Genomic DNA, 15,440 nt, shown 5'->3' on the forward strand with positions numbered 1-15,440 from the left:
GACGGGGTGGGAGAGTAGGACGCCGCCGGACAACCCTTCACCGAAGGCCCACCCCACACGGGGTGGGCCTTCGGCATATCCGCATACCCCCACACCACGCGACGGACGCGTCGGTGCCGGCACGTCCGGGGCCGTCGTCGGCCCGCACGGACGGGCGAACGAGGATGTGAGAGCGGACGAGTGTCGCTCAGGACCAGCCGTACGCCGCCGACCACCGGACGATCTCCGCGAAGAAGCGTGACCGGGGTTCCGGCGCCGAGAGCGACAGGTCGTGCATGCCGCCAGGGATACGTACCAGGGTGACGACGCTACCCAGGTGCGAGGCCCGGCGGGCGAGCGGCTCGACGTCGAGCACGATGTCTGCGGCGCGCATGTCCTCCGTCCACCGCGTGCTGAACAGCGACCTCTCGGCGAGCAGCACGAGCACGGGGCAGTCGATCGCCAGGCCGGCCGCGACGCGCGCGTGGCCGGAGATGATCGCGCGCAGCCATCCCGCGCGGACGGGGAACGACGGGACGGGGCGCCACGCGTCGTCGATGGTCCACGTGCCGTCCTCCCGGTCCCGGAGCGTCCGGGCGTAGTAGCCGGGATCGACGTTGGGGAGCGGGGCACGGGGCTGGAAGCGGGCGAGCTGGCGGATCGCGGGACCGGAGACGGTCCGCGCGACCGACGACCCCTGCAGCTCCAGCCACGGGCTGTTGAGCACCAGGCCACGCACGACGCCGGGGTGCCGGTGCGCCCACAGCGCCGCGACGAGACCGCCGGTCGAGTGACCCATGAGCATGATCGCGACGTGCGCCCCGAGGTCCTCCCGCACGACGTCCAGCGCGGCGGCGATGTCGGCGTCGTACTCCTCGAGGTGGTCCGCGTACCCGGGGGTCTGGTGCGGACGCAGGCTGCGACCGTACTTGCGCAGGTCGACGGCGTAGAACGCGGCGCCGAGGCCGTGCCAGGTCTGGGCGAGCTCGGTCTGGAAGAAGTAGTCGCTCCAGCCGTGCAGGTAGAGCACCGCGCGCGCGGGGCGCAGGGGCTCGTCCGTCGGCGGGACGTGCCGGACGACCGTGACGACGACGTCGCCCTCGTCGTCGGGCTCCAGCTCGACGGTGTGCTGCTCGAACTCTGCCCCGAGCACGTCGGGGGCCCAGGCCGCGGACGTCACGGCGTGAGCACCACCTTGCCGAAGTGGTCGCCGGCCGCGAGCCGCGCGAGGCCGTCGCGCGCGCGGTCGAGGGGGAGCACCTGGTCGACGACGGGGCGCACCTCGCTCCGTGCGAGGAACCGCAGGAGCGCGGCGAGGTCGTCGCGCGAGCCCATGGTCACGCCCTGCACGCGGATCTCGTGGAAGAACACGCGTGTGAGCTCGGCGGGCGACGCGTCGCCGCTCGTGGCGCCCGCCACGACGACGGTGCCGCCCGGTCGCACGGACCGCAGCGAGTGGCTCCACGTGGCCTGCCCGACCGTCTCGACGACGACGTCGACGGGCGCGGGCAGGCGGGCGCCGGGCTCGAACGTCGCCGCCGCCCCGAGGCGGGCCGCTCCGGCGCGCTTCGCCGCGGAGCGGGAGGTCACCCACGTCTCGAGCCCCGCGGCGGCGCCGAGCGCGACGGCCGCCGTCGCGACCCCGCCGCCCGCGCCCTGCACGAGGACGCGGTCCCCGGGGGCGGCGCCACCGGCGGTGAAGAGCATGCGGTAGGCCGTGAGCCACGCCGTCGGGACGCACGCGGCCTCGACGAAGGTCAGCTCGGGCGGCTTGGGGACGAGGTTGTGGGTCGGGACGGCGACGCGCTCCGCGAGCGTGCCCGGGTACCGCTCGGACAGCAGGGATCGACGCTCGGTGGGCCCGACGCCGTGCCCGTCCGCACCGACGACGGCGTGCACGACGACCTCGGAGCCGTCGGGGGCGACGCCCGCGGCGTCGGTCCCGAGGATCATGGGCAGGCGGTCGGCGGGCAGCCCGACGCCGCGCAGCGACCAGAGGTCGTGGTGGTTGAGCGACGCGGCGCGCACGTCGACCGTGGTCCAGTGCTCGCGGGACGCGGGCTCGGGGCGGTCCCCGACGACGAGGCCGGCCAGGGGGTCGTCGGGGTCGGTGCGGTCGGCGTAGGCGGCGAGCATGGGACCAACCTACGGTCCGGCCCGTCCTCCGACCACGGGGCCCGCTCGGGAGGATCCCCCCAGGACCTGCCTCGACGGGGAGTGCGTCAGTCGCGCACGCGCGCCCGCTCGCCGAGGAAGTCGGCGACGATCGGTCCGAGCTGGTCGAACTCGATGAGGAAGCCGTCGTGCCCGAAGTCGCTCGTGAGCGTCCGCAGGGGCTCGGCGCCGGGGATGCCGGCGGCGATGCGCGCGCAGTCGGCGGGGAGGAACAGCCGGTCCGTGTCGACGGCGACGACGAGCGCGTGCGCGGTGATCTGCGCGAGCGCCGCCTCGACGCCACCGCGGTCGCGCCCGAGGTCGTGCGTGAGCATCGACTCGGTGAGCACGACGTACGAGTTCGCGTCGAACCGCCGCGCGAGCTTGTCCCCGTGGTGGTCGAGGTAGGACTGCACGGCGTAGCGGCCGTCGGTGAACGGGTCCTCGCCGCCCTGCGGCAGCCGGCCGAAGCGGTCGTCGAGCTCGCGCGCGGACCGGTAGGTCGCGTGCGCGATCTGCCGGGCGATGCCGAGCCCGACGTGCGGGCCGTCGCCGTCCGCGGCGTCGTAGTAGTCGCCGCCGCGGAAGCCCGGGTCGGCGCGGACAGCGCCGAGCTGCGGGTGGGCCCAGGCGATCTGGTCGCCCGTGGTCTGGGCGGCGGTCGCGATCGCGGCGAGCGAGACGACGTCGACCCCGGCCTCGGGCCCGAGGAGCGCCCACTCCAGCACGCGGTGCCCGCCCATCGAGGCGCCGACGACGAACGCCCACGACGTGACGCCGAGCGTCCGGGCGAGCTCGATCTCGACCGCGACCTGGTCGCGCGTCGTGACGCGCGGGAACCGGCTGCCCCACGGGCGGCCGTCGGGCGCGGTCGACGCCGGTCCGGTGGTGCCCTGGCAGCCGCCGAGCACGTTGGGCGCGACGACGAACCAGCGGTCGGTGTCGATCGGGGCGCCGGGCCCGACGAGCGACTCCCACCAGCCCGCGGTGACGTGCCCCGGGCCGGCGGGGCCGCTCACGTGCGAGTCGCCGGTGAGGGCGTGCAGCACGAGGACGGCGTTCGACCCGTCGGGCGCGAGCGTGCCCCACGTCTCGTACGCGACCCGGACGTCGGGCAGGCGGGCGCCGGACTCGAGGTCGAACGTGCCGACGTCGGCGAAGCGTCGCCGGCCCGCCGGGTCGCCCTCGCGCCACGCCCCGGTCGCCGGCACCGGGGCCTTGACCCGCGCGCGCGACGGCGCCACGCCGTGCGTCGACGAGTCGCCCGGCCGCGCGCCGGAGCGGGCGTCGGGGGCGGGGGAGAGGAGCTCGTCGTTCACCGGGGTCACCGTCGGCCACTGTACGGCCGGGGCGCCCAGGGCGCCCCGGCTGTCCAGATCCGTCATCGCCGCGCCCGTCGTCGGCCGGTCAGGAGCCCAGCGCCGACTTGGCGGCGGTGAACCCGAGCTCGAGGTCGGCGAGGATGTCGTCGACGTGCTCGATGCCGACCGCGAGGCGGACCAGGCCCGGCGTCACGCCGGACTTCGCCTGCTCCTCGGGGCTGAGCTGGGCGTGCGTCGTCGACGCCGGGTGGATGACGAGCGACCGGACGTCGCCGATGTTCGCCACGTTCGAGTGGAGCTGCAGCGCGGAGACGAACGCCTGCCCGGCCTCGCTGCCGCCGTCGAGCTCGAACGCGAGGACCGCGCCCGCGCCGCGCGGCAGGTACTTCTGCGCGTTCGCGTGCCACGGGCTCGAGGGCAGGCCCGCGTAGTGGACGGTCCGGACGTCGTCGCGCGCCTCGAGCCACTCGGCGACCTTCTGCGCGTTGGCGACGTGGCGCTCGACGCGGAGCGACAGCGTCTCGATGCCCTGCGCGATGAGGAACGCGTTGAAGGGCGAGATCGCCGAGCCCAGGTCGCGCAGGAGCTGGACGCGCGCCTTGAGCACGTACGCGAGGTTGGCACCGAGGATGCCGCCCACGCCGAGGTCGCGCGCGTAGACGAGACCGTTGTACGAGGGGTCGGGCGTGTTGTAGTTCGGGAACCGCTCCGGGTGCGCCGCGTAGTCGAACGTGCCGCCGTCGACGATCACGCCGCCGATCGCGGAGCCGTGGCCGCCGAGGTACTTCGTCGCGGAGTGCACGACGACGTCCGCCCCGTGCTCGAGCGGGCGCAGCAGGTAGGGCGTGGCGACCGTGTTGTCGACGATGAGCGGGACGCCGACCTCGTGCGCGACCGCCGCGACGGCCTCGATCTCGAGGACGTCGGCCTGCGGGTTCGGGATCGTCTCGCCGAAGAACAGCTTCGTGTTCGGGCGCACGGCGTCGCGCCAGGCCTGCGGGTCGTGCGGGTCGGCGACGAACGTCGTCTCGACCCCGAGCTTGGCGAGCGAGTACTGCAGGAGGTTGTAGGTGCCGCCGTACAGGCTCGGGGAGGCGACGACGTGGTCGCCCGCCTCGGCGACGTTGAGGATCGCGAACGTCGTCGCGGCCTGCCCGGACGCGAGGAGCAGCGCGCCGACGCCGCCCTCGAGCGAGGCGATGCGGTTCTCCACGACCTCCTGCGTCGGGTTGCCGATGCGCGTGTAGATCGGGCCGAGGTCCTTGAGCGCGAACCGGTCGGCCGCGACCGAGGCGTCCGGGAAGACGAACGACGTGGTCTGGTAGATCGGGAGCGCGCGGGCGCCGGTCGTCGGGTCGGCGGTCTGGCCGGCGTGGACCTGGCGCGTCTCGAAGGACCAGGCGGGGGCGGTGTCGGTGCTCATGGTTGCTCTCCTGCGGGTGGGGTGGGACGGCGGCGTGAGGGTGCACCGGGGCGGGTGCGGCGGGGACGGGGTCGTCGACCGCGGCGAGAGGCGCACGCGGGACGGGATGCCGCGGCGAGGGCGTCGTCGACGACGGCTCGCGGGCAGGCGAACGTGCGCTCGGGTCAGCGACACATTCGACGGGACATGAGGCCGAGGCTAGGCGCGTCGTCGGCGACCCGGTAGGCCCTTCTCACCATGCGAGACCACATTCTGAGAAGGCCCCGGCTGCTCGGATCGCGCGGAGCGGACCTTCCGGGCAGACTCGTGCGAGTGCTGTCAACGAGACACGCCGAGGAGGGGTTGATGAACCGCGTGACCCGGAGCGCGCCGCGCCGTCGCGTCGCCGTAGCGGGGGCCGCCGGAGCGCTCGTGCTGGCGCTCGGCGTGGGCCTCGCCCCGACCGCGTCGTCCGCGCCGTCGGACGACGACGTGCGCGCCGCGCGCGAGGCCGCCGACGGCGCGTCACGGGACGTCGCGACGGTCGAGCACGAGCTCGCGGCGCTGCGCGACCGGCACGCGTCCGCGGTCGCGGCCGTCGAGACGGCGGCGGAGGAGTACGCCGCGGCGCAGGGCGATCTCGAGGCCGCCGACGCCGAGGTGCGCGACGCCCAGGCGGCGCTCGCGACGGCCCGGTCGGGCGAGTCCGAGGCGCGGGCCTCCGTCGGTGCCCTCTTCCGCGCGTCACGCCAGGGCTCGACGGAGCTCGACGCCCTGCGGACGGTCCTGGACGCGGACGGCGTCGAGCAGGTCGTCGCGCGCGAGAACGCCGAGCGCGTCGCGGGCCGCACCGCCGGCCGTGCGGTCGAGACGCACGCGACGGCGCGCGCCGTCGCGGACACGGCCCGCGCGCGGGCCGACGCGGCGCTCGCGCACCAGGCCGAGGTCGAGGACCGAGCGCGCGACGCGCTGGCCGCCGCCCAGGTCTCCTCCGGGGCGCTCGACGAGGCCGTGCAGGAGTCTGCGGCGCGCCGGGAGACGCTGCTCGCCGAGCTCGCGCAGGCCCGGGCCACGAGCGTCGACGTCGAGCGGGAGCGCCAGGACGCGCTCGACGCGCAGGCCGCGAGCGCGCGCGAGAGCGCGGCCCGGGAGCGGGTCGCGCCGCCCGCTGCGGGGACGCCGGCAGCGGCGCCGTCCGCCCCGGCCGCCCCGGCCGCCCCGGCCGCGCCGTCCGCCCCGGCCGCGCAGAACCCGGCTCCCGTCCCGGCACCGGCACCGGCACCGGCGCCGGCTCCGGCCCCCGCTCCCGCCCCGGCGCCGGCTCCCGCCCCAGCGCCTGCCCCGGCTCCGGCGCCTCCGCCTGCTCCCGCCCCGCCGCCCGTGGTCACGCCGCCGCCCGGCACGGGCGTGGGGAACGGCGCCCAGGGTCAGGCCGCCGTCGCGTGGGCGCGCACGAAGATCGGCGCGCCGTACGTGTTCGGCGGCACCGGGCCGGGCTACGACTGCTCGGGCCTCACGTCCCGCGCGTGGGCCGCCGCGGGCGTCGACATCACCCGGACGTCGCGCTCGCAGTACCAGCGCGTGCAGAAGATCTCCTACGACCGCCTCCGCCCGGGCGACCTCATCTTCTACGCCAACGACACGTCGAACCCGTCGACCATCCGCCACGTCGCGATGTACACCGGCGGCGGGATGATGATCGAGGCGCGGCAGCCCGGCAGCCCCGTGCACGAGGTCGCGATGCGCTGGGCCGACGCGATGCCGTACGCGGGCCGACCGTAGCGGTGACGCACGACGGCGGCCGCCCACCTCGCGAGGTGGGCGGCCGCCGTCGTACGGGGGGACGAGCCGGTCAGTGGCCCGGCGTGTGGTACCCGGAGTCGATGGCGCGCTGCAGGGAGCGCTCGATCTCGGCCTCGGCGTCGGCGCGGCCGACCCAGTGCGCGCCCTCGACGGACTTGCCGGGCTCCAGGTCCTTGTAGACCTCGAAGAAGTGCTGGATCTCCAGGCGGTGGAAGTCGGACACGTCGTCGATGTCCTGGCGCCACGCGGCACGCTGGTCGCCCGTCGGGACGCACAGCACCTTGTCGTCGCCGCCGGCCTCGTCGCGCATGCGGAACATGCCGAGCGCGCGGCAGCGGATCAGGCAGCCCGGGAACGTGGGCTCCTCGAGCAGCACGAGGGCGTCCAGCGGGTCGCCGTCCTCGCCGAGCGTCCCCTCGATGAACCCGTAGTCGTCGGGGTAGCGGGTCGAGGTGAAGAGCATGCGGTCGAGGCGGATGCGACCGGTCGCGTGGTCCACCTCGTACTTGTTGCGCTGCCCCTTGGGGATCTCGATCGTGACGTCGAACTCCACTGCTTCCTCCAGTCGTACCGGCACCGCGGCGCTCGGGCGGTGGCTGGTGTCGGATGATCGACGGACGACGCCGTCGTGCGGGAACTAGTGTGACACGGGACGTCCGCCCACAAGAGTCCGTACGGCCCTGGGCGGGCGACGCCGTGAGTGATAATGCGCACGTGCCCGAGGCCCCGGGGGCGGGTCGGACGACCGGCGACCCGTCGGGACGGGGCGGGCGGACGACGCGCCCCGGTGACCGGGGCGGACCGAGGGAGAGGTATGGGCTGGGCGACGCGCACGGGCGTGGCCGTCGGCGTGGTGCTCGCGCTCGCGGGCGGGTACGCCGTGGCGGACGCGTACGACGTCGTCCCCGGCGTGCTGACGCTCGAGCCGCCCGTCCCGGAGCCGCCGCCGTTCCCGCAGGCGCCGGGTGCGGCCGCCGCCCCGCCGCTCGAGGTGGAGCTGCCGGCGCTCGACGACGCGGCGCCCGTCCCCGCGACCGGCGCGGTGCAGGCGCTCGTGGACGGGCTCGTCGCGGACACGCGGCTCGGCCCGCGCGTGGGCGTCCTCGTGACCGACGCGGTGACGGGCGACGTGCTGGGCGCCGCCGGCGAGAGCGTGGGGCACGTCCCGGCGTCGACCCTCAAGACGTTCACCGCCGCGGCGGCGCTCACCTCGCCGGGAGCGCACACCACGCTGCCCACCCGGGCCGTCCTCGAGGGGCAGGAGACGGTGTACCTCGTGGGCGGGGGCGACATGATGCTCGCGGCGGGTGCCGGGGACCCGACGGCGGTCAACGGCCGGGCCGGGCTCGGCGACCTGGCCGCGCAGGTCGCGGGCGAGCTGCGGCTGACGGGACGCACGACGATCTCGCTGCGCCTCGACGACACGCTGTTCACCGGGCCCGCGGTCGCGCCGACCGTCGACCCTGCCAGCGTGCGCAACGGCTACGTCGCGCCCGTCGCGGCGCTCGCGGTGAACATCGCGCGCCTCACCGACGAGGAGTACGCGCCGCGCGCGGAGGACCCGGCCCTCGCCGCGGCCGACGCGTTCGTGGCCGCGCTCGCGCAGGAGGGCGTCACCGTCTCCGGGGACGTCGTGCGAGCGCCGGCGCCGAGCGAGGGTCGCACGGTGGGCGAGGTGGAGTCCGCCCCCCTCGGCGACGTCGTCGCGTACCTGCTCCAGCACTCGGACAACACCATCACCGAGGTCGTCGGCCGGGTCGTCGCGCTCGACGCGGGCCTGCCCGGCTCGGGTGCCGGCGCGACCCAGGCCGTGCGGGCGGCGGTCGAGGGCCTCGGCGTCGACCTCACGGGCGCGACGCTCGCGGACCTGTCCGGGCTCGGCGACGGCTCCGTCGTCACGCCCGCACAGCTCGACGAGGTCGTGGGCCTCCTGGCCGACCCTGCGCACCCGCGGCTGCGGCCCGGCGCGGTGGGCCTGCCCGTCGCGGGGCTGTCCGGGACGCTCGACGAGCGCTACCTCGCCAACGCGGGCCGCGGCGTCGTGCGCGCGAAGACCGGCAGCCTGCCGAACGTCACGTCGCTCGCCGGGACGGTCGTCACCGCGGACGACCGCCTCCTCGTGTTCTCCCTCATGGCCGACGCCGTCCCGGACGGCGGCACCTACGGCGCGCGCCTGATCCTCGACGACTTCGTCGCGTCGCTCGCGGAGTGCGGCTGCAGCGCCTGACGGGCCGCGCCACGTCTGGGGGAGGGCTCCCGGTTCAGGGGCCGTGCGTCGCGTCCGCCAGCCAGTCCTCGACCTCGAGGCCGGGCACGCGGGAGAACTCGCGGACGTCGTTGGTCACCAGCACGAGCCCGAGCGACCGGGCGTGCCCGGCGAGGAGCGCGTCGTACGGGCCGACAGGGGTGCCGCGGGCCGCGAGGACGGCGCGGACCCTGCCGGCGTGCATCGCCGCCAGGCTGTCGAAGGGCAGCACGTCGACGAGCGACAGCAGCTCGTCGACCGCCTGCCGGTTGCGGGCCGGGTCCTGCGAGCGCTCCACGCCGTACACCAGCTCCATCTCGCTCACGGTCGAGACGGCGACGCGCCCCTCTGCCTCGCGCAGCCTCGGACGCGCGGCCGCGCCGTGCCCGCGGAGGAGGGCGACGAGCACGTTCGTGTCGAGCAGGTAGAGGGTGCTCACAGGGCCTCGCGCTCGTCCGCGGTGCCCTGGTCGCGGTCGGCGAGGAAGCCGGGACCGACGCGCAGGCCGTGCTCGAACCACTCGTCCCACCCGGAGCCGGCCGGGGTGATGACCCGGGACCGGCCGATGGCCCGGACGTCCACCTCCCGGACGTCGTCGGGCAGCGCGACCGCCTTGGGCAGCCGGACCGCCTGCGTCCTGTTGCTGCGGAACACCGTCGTGCGCACCATGCCGACCTCCCGTTGTATATCCCGAGAGTATATCCTCCGGGCGTCCTCGAACCCGTCGGCCGGGCGAGCGGGTTACCGTGGGCCGATGACTCTCGTCGAGCAGGACGGCCGACCCCACGGCCCGTCGCGCGGCGACCGGTCGGTCGTCGACTGGTCCGCCGCCGCGCAGATCGCCGGGCGCCTCGCGCGCCCGGGGCCCCAGGCGTCGCGCGCCGAGCTGGCCGACCTCGTCGAGGGGCTGCGCACCGCGGCGGGGAAGGCCGTCCCGCACGTGCTCGACGTGACCCGCATGACGCCCGTCGCGGGGACCCCGGAGACGCTGGGCACGGTGCACGTCGTCGACCGGCCCCGCTGGGCGCGCGCCAACACCGAGATCATGGCGTCGCTCACCACGGGCGTCACCGAGGCGCTCGTGGGGGAGAGCGGGCGCGTGCCGCAGGCGACCGCCCTCGTCGGCGCGGCGCAGGTCGGCTCGGTCCTCGCGGTCCTCTCGAGCCGCGTCCTCGGCCAGTTCGACCCGTACAGCGGGCAGGCCGCGGCAGGGGCGGGCCCCGGCCGGCTCGTGCTCGTCGCGCCCAACGTGCTCCAGGTCGAGCGCGCGCTCGACCTGCGGCCCGCCGACTTCCGCCTCTGGGTGTGCCTGCACGAGCAGACGCACGCCCTCCAGTTCGCGGCGGCGCCGTGGCTCGCGGACCACCTGCGCACGCGCGCGGGCGACCTCCTCACCGAGCTCTCCGCGTCGTCGCGACGCCTCGCCGAGGCCCGCCTGCGCGACAAGCTCGTCGCGGTGGGGCGCGCCGTCCTGCACGCGGTGCGCGGCGAGGGCACGACCCTCCTCGACGGCCTCCTCACGCCCGAGGAGCAGGACCGGCTCGCCGACGTCACGGCCGTCATGGCGCTCCTGGAAGGCCACGCGGACGTCGCCATGGACGCCGTCGGGCCCCGCACCGTGCGCACCGTGCGCAGCATCCGGCGCAAGTTCGACGCGCGGCGCGACGGCGAGGGCAGCTCCGGCCTCGACGTCGTGCTGCGGCGCCTGCTCGGCATGGACGCCAAGATCGCCCAGTACCGCGACGGGGCGGCGTTCGTCCGCGCCGTCGAGAAGGACGTCGGGCGCGACGGCTTCAACGCCGTGTGGGCCTCCCCGGAGAACCTGCCCACGGCCCGCGAGATCGCCGACGCGCGCGCCTGGGTGCGCCGCGTGCACGGCTGAGCCGTGGGCGGTCCGGCGCCGGTCGTCGCCGCCGCGCGCCACGCCGTGCGCGGCGTGCTCGCCGACCTTCCCCCGGGGGCGACGGTGCTCGTCGCCTGCTCCGGCGGCGCCGACTCGACGGCGCTCGCGGCCGCCACCGCGTTCGTGGCGCCGCGCCTCGGGCTGCGGGCGGGCGCCGTCGTCGTGGACCACGGGCTCCAGGACGGCAGCGCCGCCGTCGCGGCGGCCGCCGCCGAGCGGTGCCGCGACCTGGGGCTCGACCCGGTGGAGGTGCGCCGCGTCGTCGTCCCGACGGCGGGCGACGGCCCGGAGGCTCACGCCCGGACGGCCCGGTACGCCGCGCTCGACGACGTCGCGGCGGCCCACGGCGCCGGCGCGGTGCTCCTGGGCCACACGCTCGACGACCAGGCCGAGACGGTGCTGCTCGGCCTCGCCCGCGGGGCGGGGGCGCGCTCGCTCGCGGGCATGGCGCCGCGGCGCGGGGCGTACCGGCGCCCGTTCCTCGCCCTGCGGCGCACGCAGACCGAGGCGGTGTGCCGCACGCTCGGGCTCGACTGGTGGGACGACCCCACGAACACGGGCGCGCCGCTGCGCTCGCAGGTCCGCGGGCGGGTCGTGCCGGTGCTCGTCGACGTCCTCGGCCCGGGCGCGGTGCCCGCGCTCGCGCGCAGCGCCGACCTCCTGCGCGACGACGCCGACCTCCTCGACGCGCTCGCGGCCGACCTCCTCGCGGCGGCGCTCGTCCCACCCGGCGCGGACGCCCTCGGCGCGGACCCCGGCCCCGGCGCGGACCCTGGTCGCGGCGGGGGAGCGGCGCCCCGCCCGGCGGTCGTGCTCGACGTCGGCCCGCTCGCCGCCGCGCACCCGGCGCTGCGGCGTCGTGCGCTGCGGTCCGCGGCGCTGCGCGCGGGGTGCCCGGGGAGCGACCTGTTCGCCGTCCACGTCGACGCGCTCGACGCGCTCGTCACCGCGTGGCGCGGCCAGGGCCCGGTGCACCTCCCGGGCGACCGCAGGGCGTCGCGCGCGTGTGGCAGGCTTTCCCTGGGCCCGGGGCCAACGCGCCGGGCCGGCACCTCCCTCCTCGCCCCAGCTCAGGAGTGACCCCCGTGGAAGCATCGGACGTCGCAGGCGACCTCGAGAACATCCTGCTCACCGAGGACCAGCTCGGTGCGCGGCTCGACGAGATCGCCGCGCAGATCGACCGTGACTACGCGGGCAAGGACCTCCTGCTCGTCGGCGTGCTCAAGGGCGCCGTCATGGTCATGGCGGACCTGGCGCGCCGCCTGCACAGCCACGTCGAGATGGACTGGATGGCCGTGTCGTCGTACGGCTCGGGCACCAAGTCGTCGGGCGTCGTGCGCATCCTCAAGGACCTCGACGCGGACCTCACCGGCCGCAACGTGCTCATCGTCGAGGACATCATCGACTCGGGCCTCACGCTCTCGTGGCTGCTGTCGAACCTCCGCTCGCGCGGCCCGGCGTCGGTCGAGATCGCGGCGATGCTCCGCAAGCCCGACGCGGCGAAGACCGAGGTCGACGTGCGCTACGTCGGCTTCGACATCCCCAACGAGTTCGTCGTGGGCTACGGCCTCGACTACGCGGAGAAGTACCGCAACCTGCCGTTCGTCGGGACGCTCGCGCCGCACGTCTACTCGAGCTGAGCCGGGCGGCGGCGGGCCACGAGCCCGCCCGGACCGCCCAGGGAGCTGCTCAGGAAGTACGGACCACGCCCTGGGCGAACAGGGGGAAGATCCCCAGCAGGCGCCAAGGTCCAGAGTGTAGTTTCGAGCCCGAACACTTGCGCGAGCGGAGGGATCCGGGGCGCACGCCCCGTCGCCGATGAACATCAAGAAGATTCTCAGTGGGCCGATCGTCTGGATCGTCCTGGGCCTCGTGATCCTGTGGATCGCGTTCGCGACGTTGTCGCGCCCCACGGTCCAGCGCATCGACACGTCCGCGGGCCTCGAGCTGCTCTCGGGCGACACGGTCGAGCAGGCGCTCATCGTGGACGGCGACCAGCGCGTGCGTCTCACGCTGTCCGAGGACTACGTGGCCGACGAGGGCACGGACACCGAGGAGAACAAGGGCAAGAACGTCGAGTTCTACTACGTCCAGCCGCAGGGCGAGGCGGTCGTCGACGCCGTCGTCGCCGCGGAGCCGAAGGACGGGTACAACTCCGAGGTCGCGCAACCCTCGTTCTGGTCCTCGCTGCTCGGGCTGCTCATCCCGTTCCTCATCATCGGCGTGCTGTTCTGGTTCCTGCTGTCGCGCATGCAGGGCGGCGGCTCGCGCGTCATGGGCTTCGGCAAGTCGCGCGCCAAGCTCGTCTCGAAGGACACCCCGCAGGTGACGTTCGCGGACGTCGCGGGCGCCGACGAGGCGGTCGAGGAGCTCCACGAGATCAAGGAGTTCCTCTCCGACTCGGAGAAGTTCCAGGCCGTCGGCGCGAAGATCCCCAAGGGCGTCCTGCTCTACGGCCCTCCCGGCACGGGCAAGACGCTGCTCGCGCGCGCCGTCGCCGGCGAGGCGGGCGTGCCGTTCTACTCGATCTCCGGCTCGGACTTCGTCGAGATGTTCGTCGGCGTCGGCGCGAGCCGTGTCCGCGACCTGTTCAACCAGGCCAAGGAGAACTCGCCCGCGATCATCTTCGTCGACGAGATCGACGCCGTCGGCCGCCACCGCGGCGCCGGCATGGGCGGCGGACACGACGAGCGCGAGCAGACGCTCAACCAGCTCCTCGTGGAGATGGACGGCTTCGACGTCAAGACGAACGTCATCCTCATCGCCGCGACCAACCGCCCCGACATCCTCGACCCGGCGCTCCTGCGCCCGGGCCGCTTCGACCGTCAGATCGCGGTCGAGGCGCCCGACCTCAAGGGTCGCGAGGCGATCCTGCGGGTGCACGCGGCGGGCAAGCCGATCGTCCCCGAGATCGACCTGGCGGCCGTCGCGCGTCGCACGCCCGGCTTCACCGGTGCCGACCTCGCGAACGTGCTCAACGAGGCGGCGCTCCTCACCGCCCGCAGCGGGGCGCAGCTCATCGACGACCGGGCGCTCGACGAGGCGATCGACCGCGTGATCGCCGGTCCGCAGAAGCGCACGCGCGTCATGAACGTCAAGGAGCAGAAGATCACCGCGTACCACGAGGGCGGCCACGCCCTCGTCGCGGCGGCCATGCGCTACACGGACCCCGTCACGAAGGTGACGATCCTTCCGCGCGGTCGGGCCCTCGGGTACACGATGGTCATGCCGACCGAGGACAAGTACTCCACGACGCGCAACGAGCTGCTCGACCAGCTCGCGTACGCGATGGGCGGCCGCGTCGCCGAGGAGCTCGTGTTCCACGACCCGACGACGGGCGCCTCGAACGACATCGAGAAGGCGACCGCCATCGCGCGGAAGATGGTCACCGAGTACGGCATGAGCGAGCGCGTCGGCGCGATCAAGCTCGGCTCCGGCTCGGGCGAGCCGTTCCTCGGCCGCGACATGGGCCACCAGCGCGACTACTCGGAGTCGGTCGCGGGCACGGTGGACCACGAGGTCCGCAAGCTCGTCGAGGCCGCGCACGACGAGGCGTGGGAGGTGCTCACGCAGTACCGCGACGTGCTCGACGCCCTCGTGCTCGAGCTCCTCGAGAAGGAGACGCTGAACCAGGCCGAGCTCGCGCGCGTGTTCTCCCCCGTCGAGAAGCGCGCCCCGCGCGACGTCTGGCTCTCGAGCGAGCAGCGGGCCGTCTCCCAGCGCGGGCCCGTGCTCACCGACGCCGAGAAGGCGGCACAGAACGGCGCGCCCGTGATCCCGCAGGACGAGGCCGCGGCCGCGAACGACGAGCTCCCCCCGGAGCGGATCGGCGAGGTGCCCGCGGACAGCCCGCTGGACCGCGCGCTCGGCCGCGACACGACCACGGACGTCACGGACGTGCGCGAGCCGGGGCAGGACTGATGGGCACCCCCACGGACGCCTCGGCGGGCACGGGAGCGATCACGCCGGCCCGGTCGGCGGAGGGCCTGCGCGCCCCCGCGGACGTCCCGCCGTACGACCAGGACCGCGCGGAGGCCGCCGTCCGCGAGCTGCTGCTCGCCGTCGGCGAGGACCCGGACCGCGAGGGGCTGCGCGAGACGCCGGCCCGCGTGGCGCGCGCGTACCGCGAGATCTTCGCGGGCCTGCGCCAGGAGGCCGCGGACGTCCTGACGACGACCTTCGACCTCGGCCACGAGGAGATGGTGCTCGTCAAGGACATCGAGGTGTACTCGACGTGCGAGCACCACCTCGTGCCCTTCCACGGCGTCGCGCACGTCGGGTACATCCCCAACGTGGACGGCCGCATCACGGGCCTGTCGAAGCTCGCGCGCCTCGTCGAGGTGTACGCGCGCCGCCCGCAGGTGCAGGAGCGGCTCACGTCGCAGGTCGCGGACGCGCTCGTGGAGCACCTCAAGCCGCGCGGCGCGATCGTCGTCGTCGAGTGCGAGCACCTGTGCATGTCGATGCGCGGCGTGCGCAAGCCCGGCGCGCGCACCGTCACGTCGGCGGTGCGGGGCCAGATGCGAGACGGCGCGACGCGGGCCGAGGCGATGAGCCTCATCCTGGGGCGCTAGGCCCGTGGACCGGTTCGTGGTCGCGGGGCTCGAGGAGCTCGCGGACGTCGGACGCACG

At 75.2% G+C, this 15,440-nt stretch carries 14 protein-coding genes; 7 read left to right on the top strand and 7 right to left on the bottom strand.

Annotated features, from left to right (window positions below; all coding sequences use genetic code 11):
- Positions 1-187: 187 nt before the first annotated feature.
- The 4 genes from E1O70_RS15050 to E1O70_RS15065 all read right to left on the bottom strand — a co-directional run bounded on the left by E1O70_RS15050 (position 188) and on the right by E1O70_RS15065 (position 4,878).
- Positions 188-1,159: an alpha/beta hydrolase gene (locus E1O70_RS15050; RefSeq protein ID WP_061269468.1), complete on the bottom strand. Its 972-nt coding sequence runs from the start codon at positions 1,157-1,159 to the stop codon at positions 188-190.
- The gene (locus E1O70_RS15055) at positions 1,156-2,115 is read right to left on the bottom strand and encodes a zinc-binding dehydrogenase (protein WP_061269467.1); all 960 of its coding nucleotides are present in this window, start codon (positions 2,113-2,115) and stop codon (positions 1,156-1,158) included. Before E1O70_RS15055 ends, E1O70_RS15050 begins: the two co-directional genes overlap by 4 nt.
- 86 nt (positions 2,116-2,201) lie before the next feature.
- The gene (gene metX / locus E1O70_RS15060) at positions 2,202-3,461 is read right to left on the bottom strand and encodes a homoserine O-acetyltransferase MetX (RefSeq protein WP_374990536.1); all 1,260 of its coding nucleotides are present in this window, start codon (positions 3,459-3,461) and stop codon (positions 2,202-2,204) included.
- Positions 3,462-3,540: 79 nt separating this feature from the next.
- A complete protein-coding gene (locus E1O70_RS15065) occupies positions 3,541-4,878 on the bottom strand; it encodes a bifunctional o-acetylhomoserine/o-acetylserine sulfhydrylase (protein WP_061269466.1) in 1,338 nt (445 codons plus the stop codon).
- Positions 4,879-5,223: 345 nt separating this feature from the next.
- Between E1O70_RS15065 and E1O70_RS15070 the strand changes: the two genes are divergently transcribed.
- Positions 5,224-6,639 carry a C40 family peptidase gene (locus tag E1O70_RS15070; protein WP_128957427.1) on the top strand — a complete coding sequence of 472 codons (1,416 nt, stop codon included), beginning with the start codon at positions 5,224-5,226 and terminating at the stop codon, positions 6,637-6,639.
- A gap of 70 nt (positions 6,640-6,709) precedes the next feature.
- Here E1O70_RS15070 and E1O70_RS15075 read toward each other — a convergent pair whose 3' ends face one another.
- The gene (locus E1O70_RS15075) at positions 6,710-7,213 is read right to left on the bottom strand and encodes an inorganic diphosphatase (RefSeq protein ID WP_034655165.1); all 504 of its coding nucleotides are present in this window, start codon (positions 7,211-7,213) and stop codon (positions 6,710-6,712) included.
- A gap of 261 nt (positions 7,214-7,474) precedes the next feature.
- Between E1O70_RS15075 and dacB the strand changes: the two genes are divergently transcribed.
- Entirely contained in the window at positions 7,475-8,887 is a 1,413-nt protein-coding gene (gene dacB / locus E1O70_RS15080; RefSeq protein WP_061269268.1) for a D-alanyl-D-alanine carboxypeptidase/D-alanyl-D-alanine endopeptidase, read from the top strand.
- Between the two features lie 34 nt (positions 8,888-8,921).
- Here the strand turns inward: dacB and E1O70_RS15085 are convergent, their stop codons facing one another.
- Entirely contained in the window at positions 8,922-9,344 is a 423-nt protein-coding gene (locus tag E1O70_RS15085; RefSeq protein ID WP_061269267.1) for a type II toxin-antitoxin system VapC family toxin, read from the bottom strand.
- Positions 9,341-9,574 (bottom strand): type II toxin-antitoxin system VapB family antitoxin, encoded by a 234-nt coding sequence (gene vapB, locus E1O70_RS15090; protein ID WP_009863886.1) that lies wholly within the window; start codon positions 9,572-9,574, stop codon positions 9,341-9,343. Before vapB ends, E1O70_RS15085 begins: the two co-directional genes overlap by 4 nt.
- Positions 9,575-9,659: 85 nt before the next feature.
- Between vapB and E1O70_RS15095 the strand changes: the two genes are divergently transcribed.
- The 5 genes from E1O70_RS15095 (at position 9,660) to folE (ending at position 15,382) form a co-directional block, all read left to right on the top strand.
- Positions 9,660-10,787 (top strand): zinc-dependent metalloprotease, encoded by a 1,128-nt coding sequence (locus E1O70_RS15095; RefSeq protein ID WP_061269266.1) that lies wholly within the window; start codon positions 9,660-9,662, stop codon positions 10,785-10,787.
- A gap of 3 nt (positions 10,788-10,790) precedes the next feature.
- Positions 10,791-11,888 (top strand): tRNA lysidine(34) synthetase TilS, encoded by a 1,098-nt coding sequence (gene tilS / locus E1O70_RS15100; RefSeq protein WP_061269265.1) that lies wholly within the window; start codon positions 10,791-10,793, stop codon positions 11,886-11,888.
- Positions 11,889-11,893: 5 nt separating this feature from the next.
- Positions 11,894-12,448, top strand: coding sequence for a hypoxanthine phosphoribosyltransferase (hpt, locus tag E1O70_RS15105; protein ID WP_021479810.1), 555 nt, complete (start codon positions 11,894-11,896; stop codon positions 12,446-12,448).
- A gap of 178 nt (positions 12,449-12,626) precedes the next feature.
- The gene (ftsH, locus tag E1O70_RS15110; protein ID WP_043659730.1) at positions 12,627-14,729 is read left to right on the top strand and encodes an ATP-dependent zinc metalloprotease FtsH; all 2,103 of its coding nucleotides are present in this window, start codon (positions 12,627-12,629) and stop codon (positions 14,727-14,729) included.
- Positions 14,729-15,382, top strand: a complete 654-nt coding sequence (gene folE / locus E1O70_RS15115) for a GTP cyclohydrolase I FolE (protein WP_061269264.1) — start codon at positions 14,729-14,731, stop codon at positions 15,380-15,382. The genes ftsH and folE overlap by 1 nt, the downstream gene beginning before the upstream one ends.
- Positions 15,383-15,440 lie beyond the last annotated feature (58 nt).

The sequence above is a fragment of the Cellulosimicrobium funkei genome (assembly GCF_004519295.1).
GTDB classification, from domain to species: domain Bacteria; phylum Actinomycetota; class Actinomycetes; order Actinomycetales; family Cellulomonadaceae; genus Cellulosimicrobium; species Cellulosimicrobium funkei.

Coding starts and splice junctions, on each gene's coding strand:
- E1O70_RS15055 (WP_061269467.1), bottom strand. CDS start 2,115: ATGCTCGCCGCCTACGCCGACCGCACCGACCCCGACGACCCCCTGGCC.
- E1O70_RS15065 (WP_061269466.1), bottom strand. CDS start 4,878: ATGAGCACCGACACCGCCCCCGCCTGGTCCTTCGAGACGCGCCAGGTC.
- E1O70_RS15070 (WP_128957427.1), top strand. CDS start 5,224: ATGAACCGCGTGACCCGGAGCGCGCCGCGCCGTCGCGTCGCCGTAGCG.
- dacB (WP_061269268.1), top strand. CDS start 7,475: ATGGGCTGGGCGACGCGCACGGGCGTGGCCGTCGGCGTGGTGCTCGCG.
- vapB (WP_009863886.1), bottom strand. CDS start 9,574: ATGGTGCGCACGACGGTGTTCCGCAGCAACAGGACGCAGGCGGTCCGG.
- E1O70_RS15095 (WP_061269266.1), top strand. CDS start 9,660: ATGACTCTCGTCGAGCAGGACGGCCGACCCCACGGCCCGTCGCGCGGC.
- ftsH (WP_043659730.1), top strand. CDS start 12,627: ATGAACATCAAGAAGATTCTCAGTGGGCCGATCGTCTGGATCGTCCTG.
- folE (WP_061269264.1), top strand. CDS start 14,729: ATGGGCACCCCCACGGACGCCTCGGCGGGCACGGGAGCGATCACGCCG.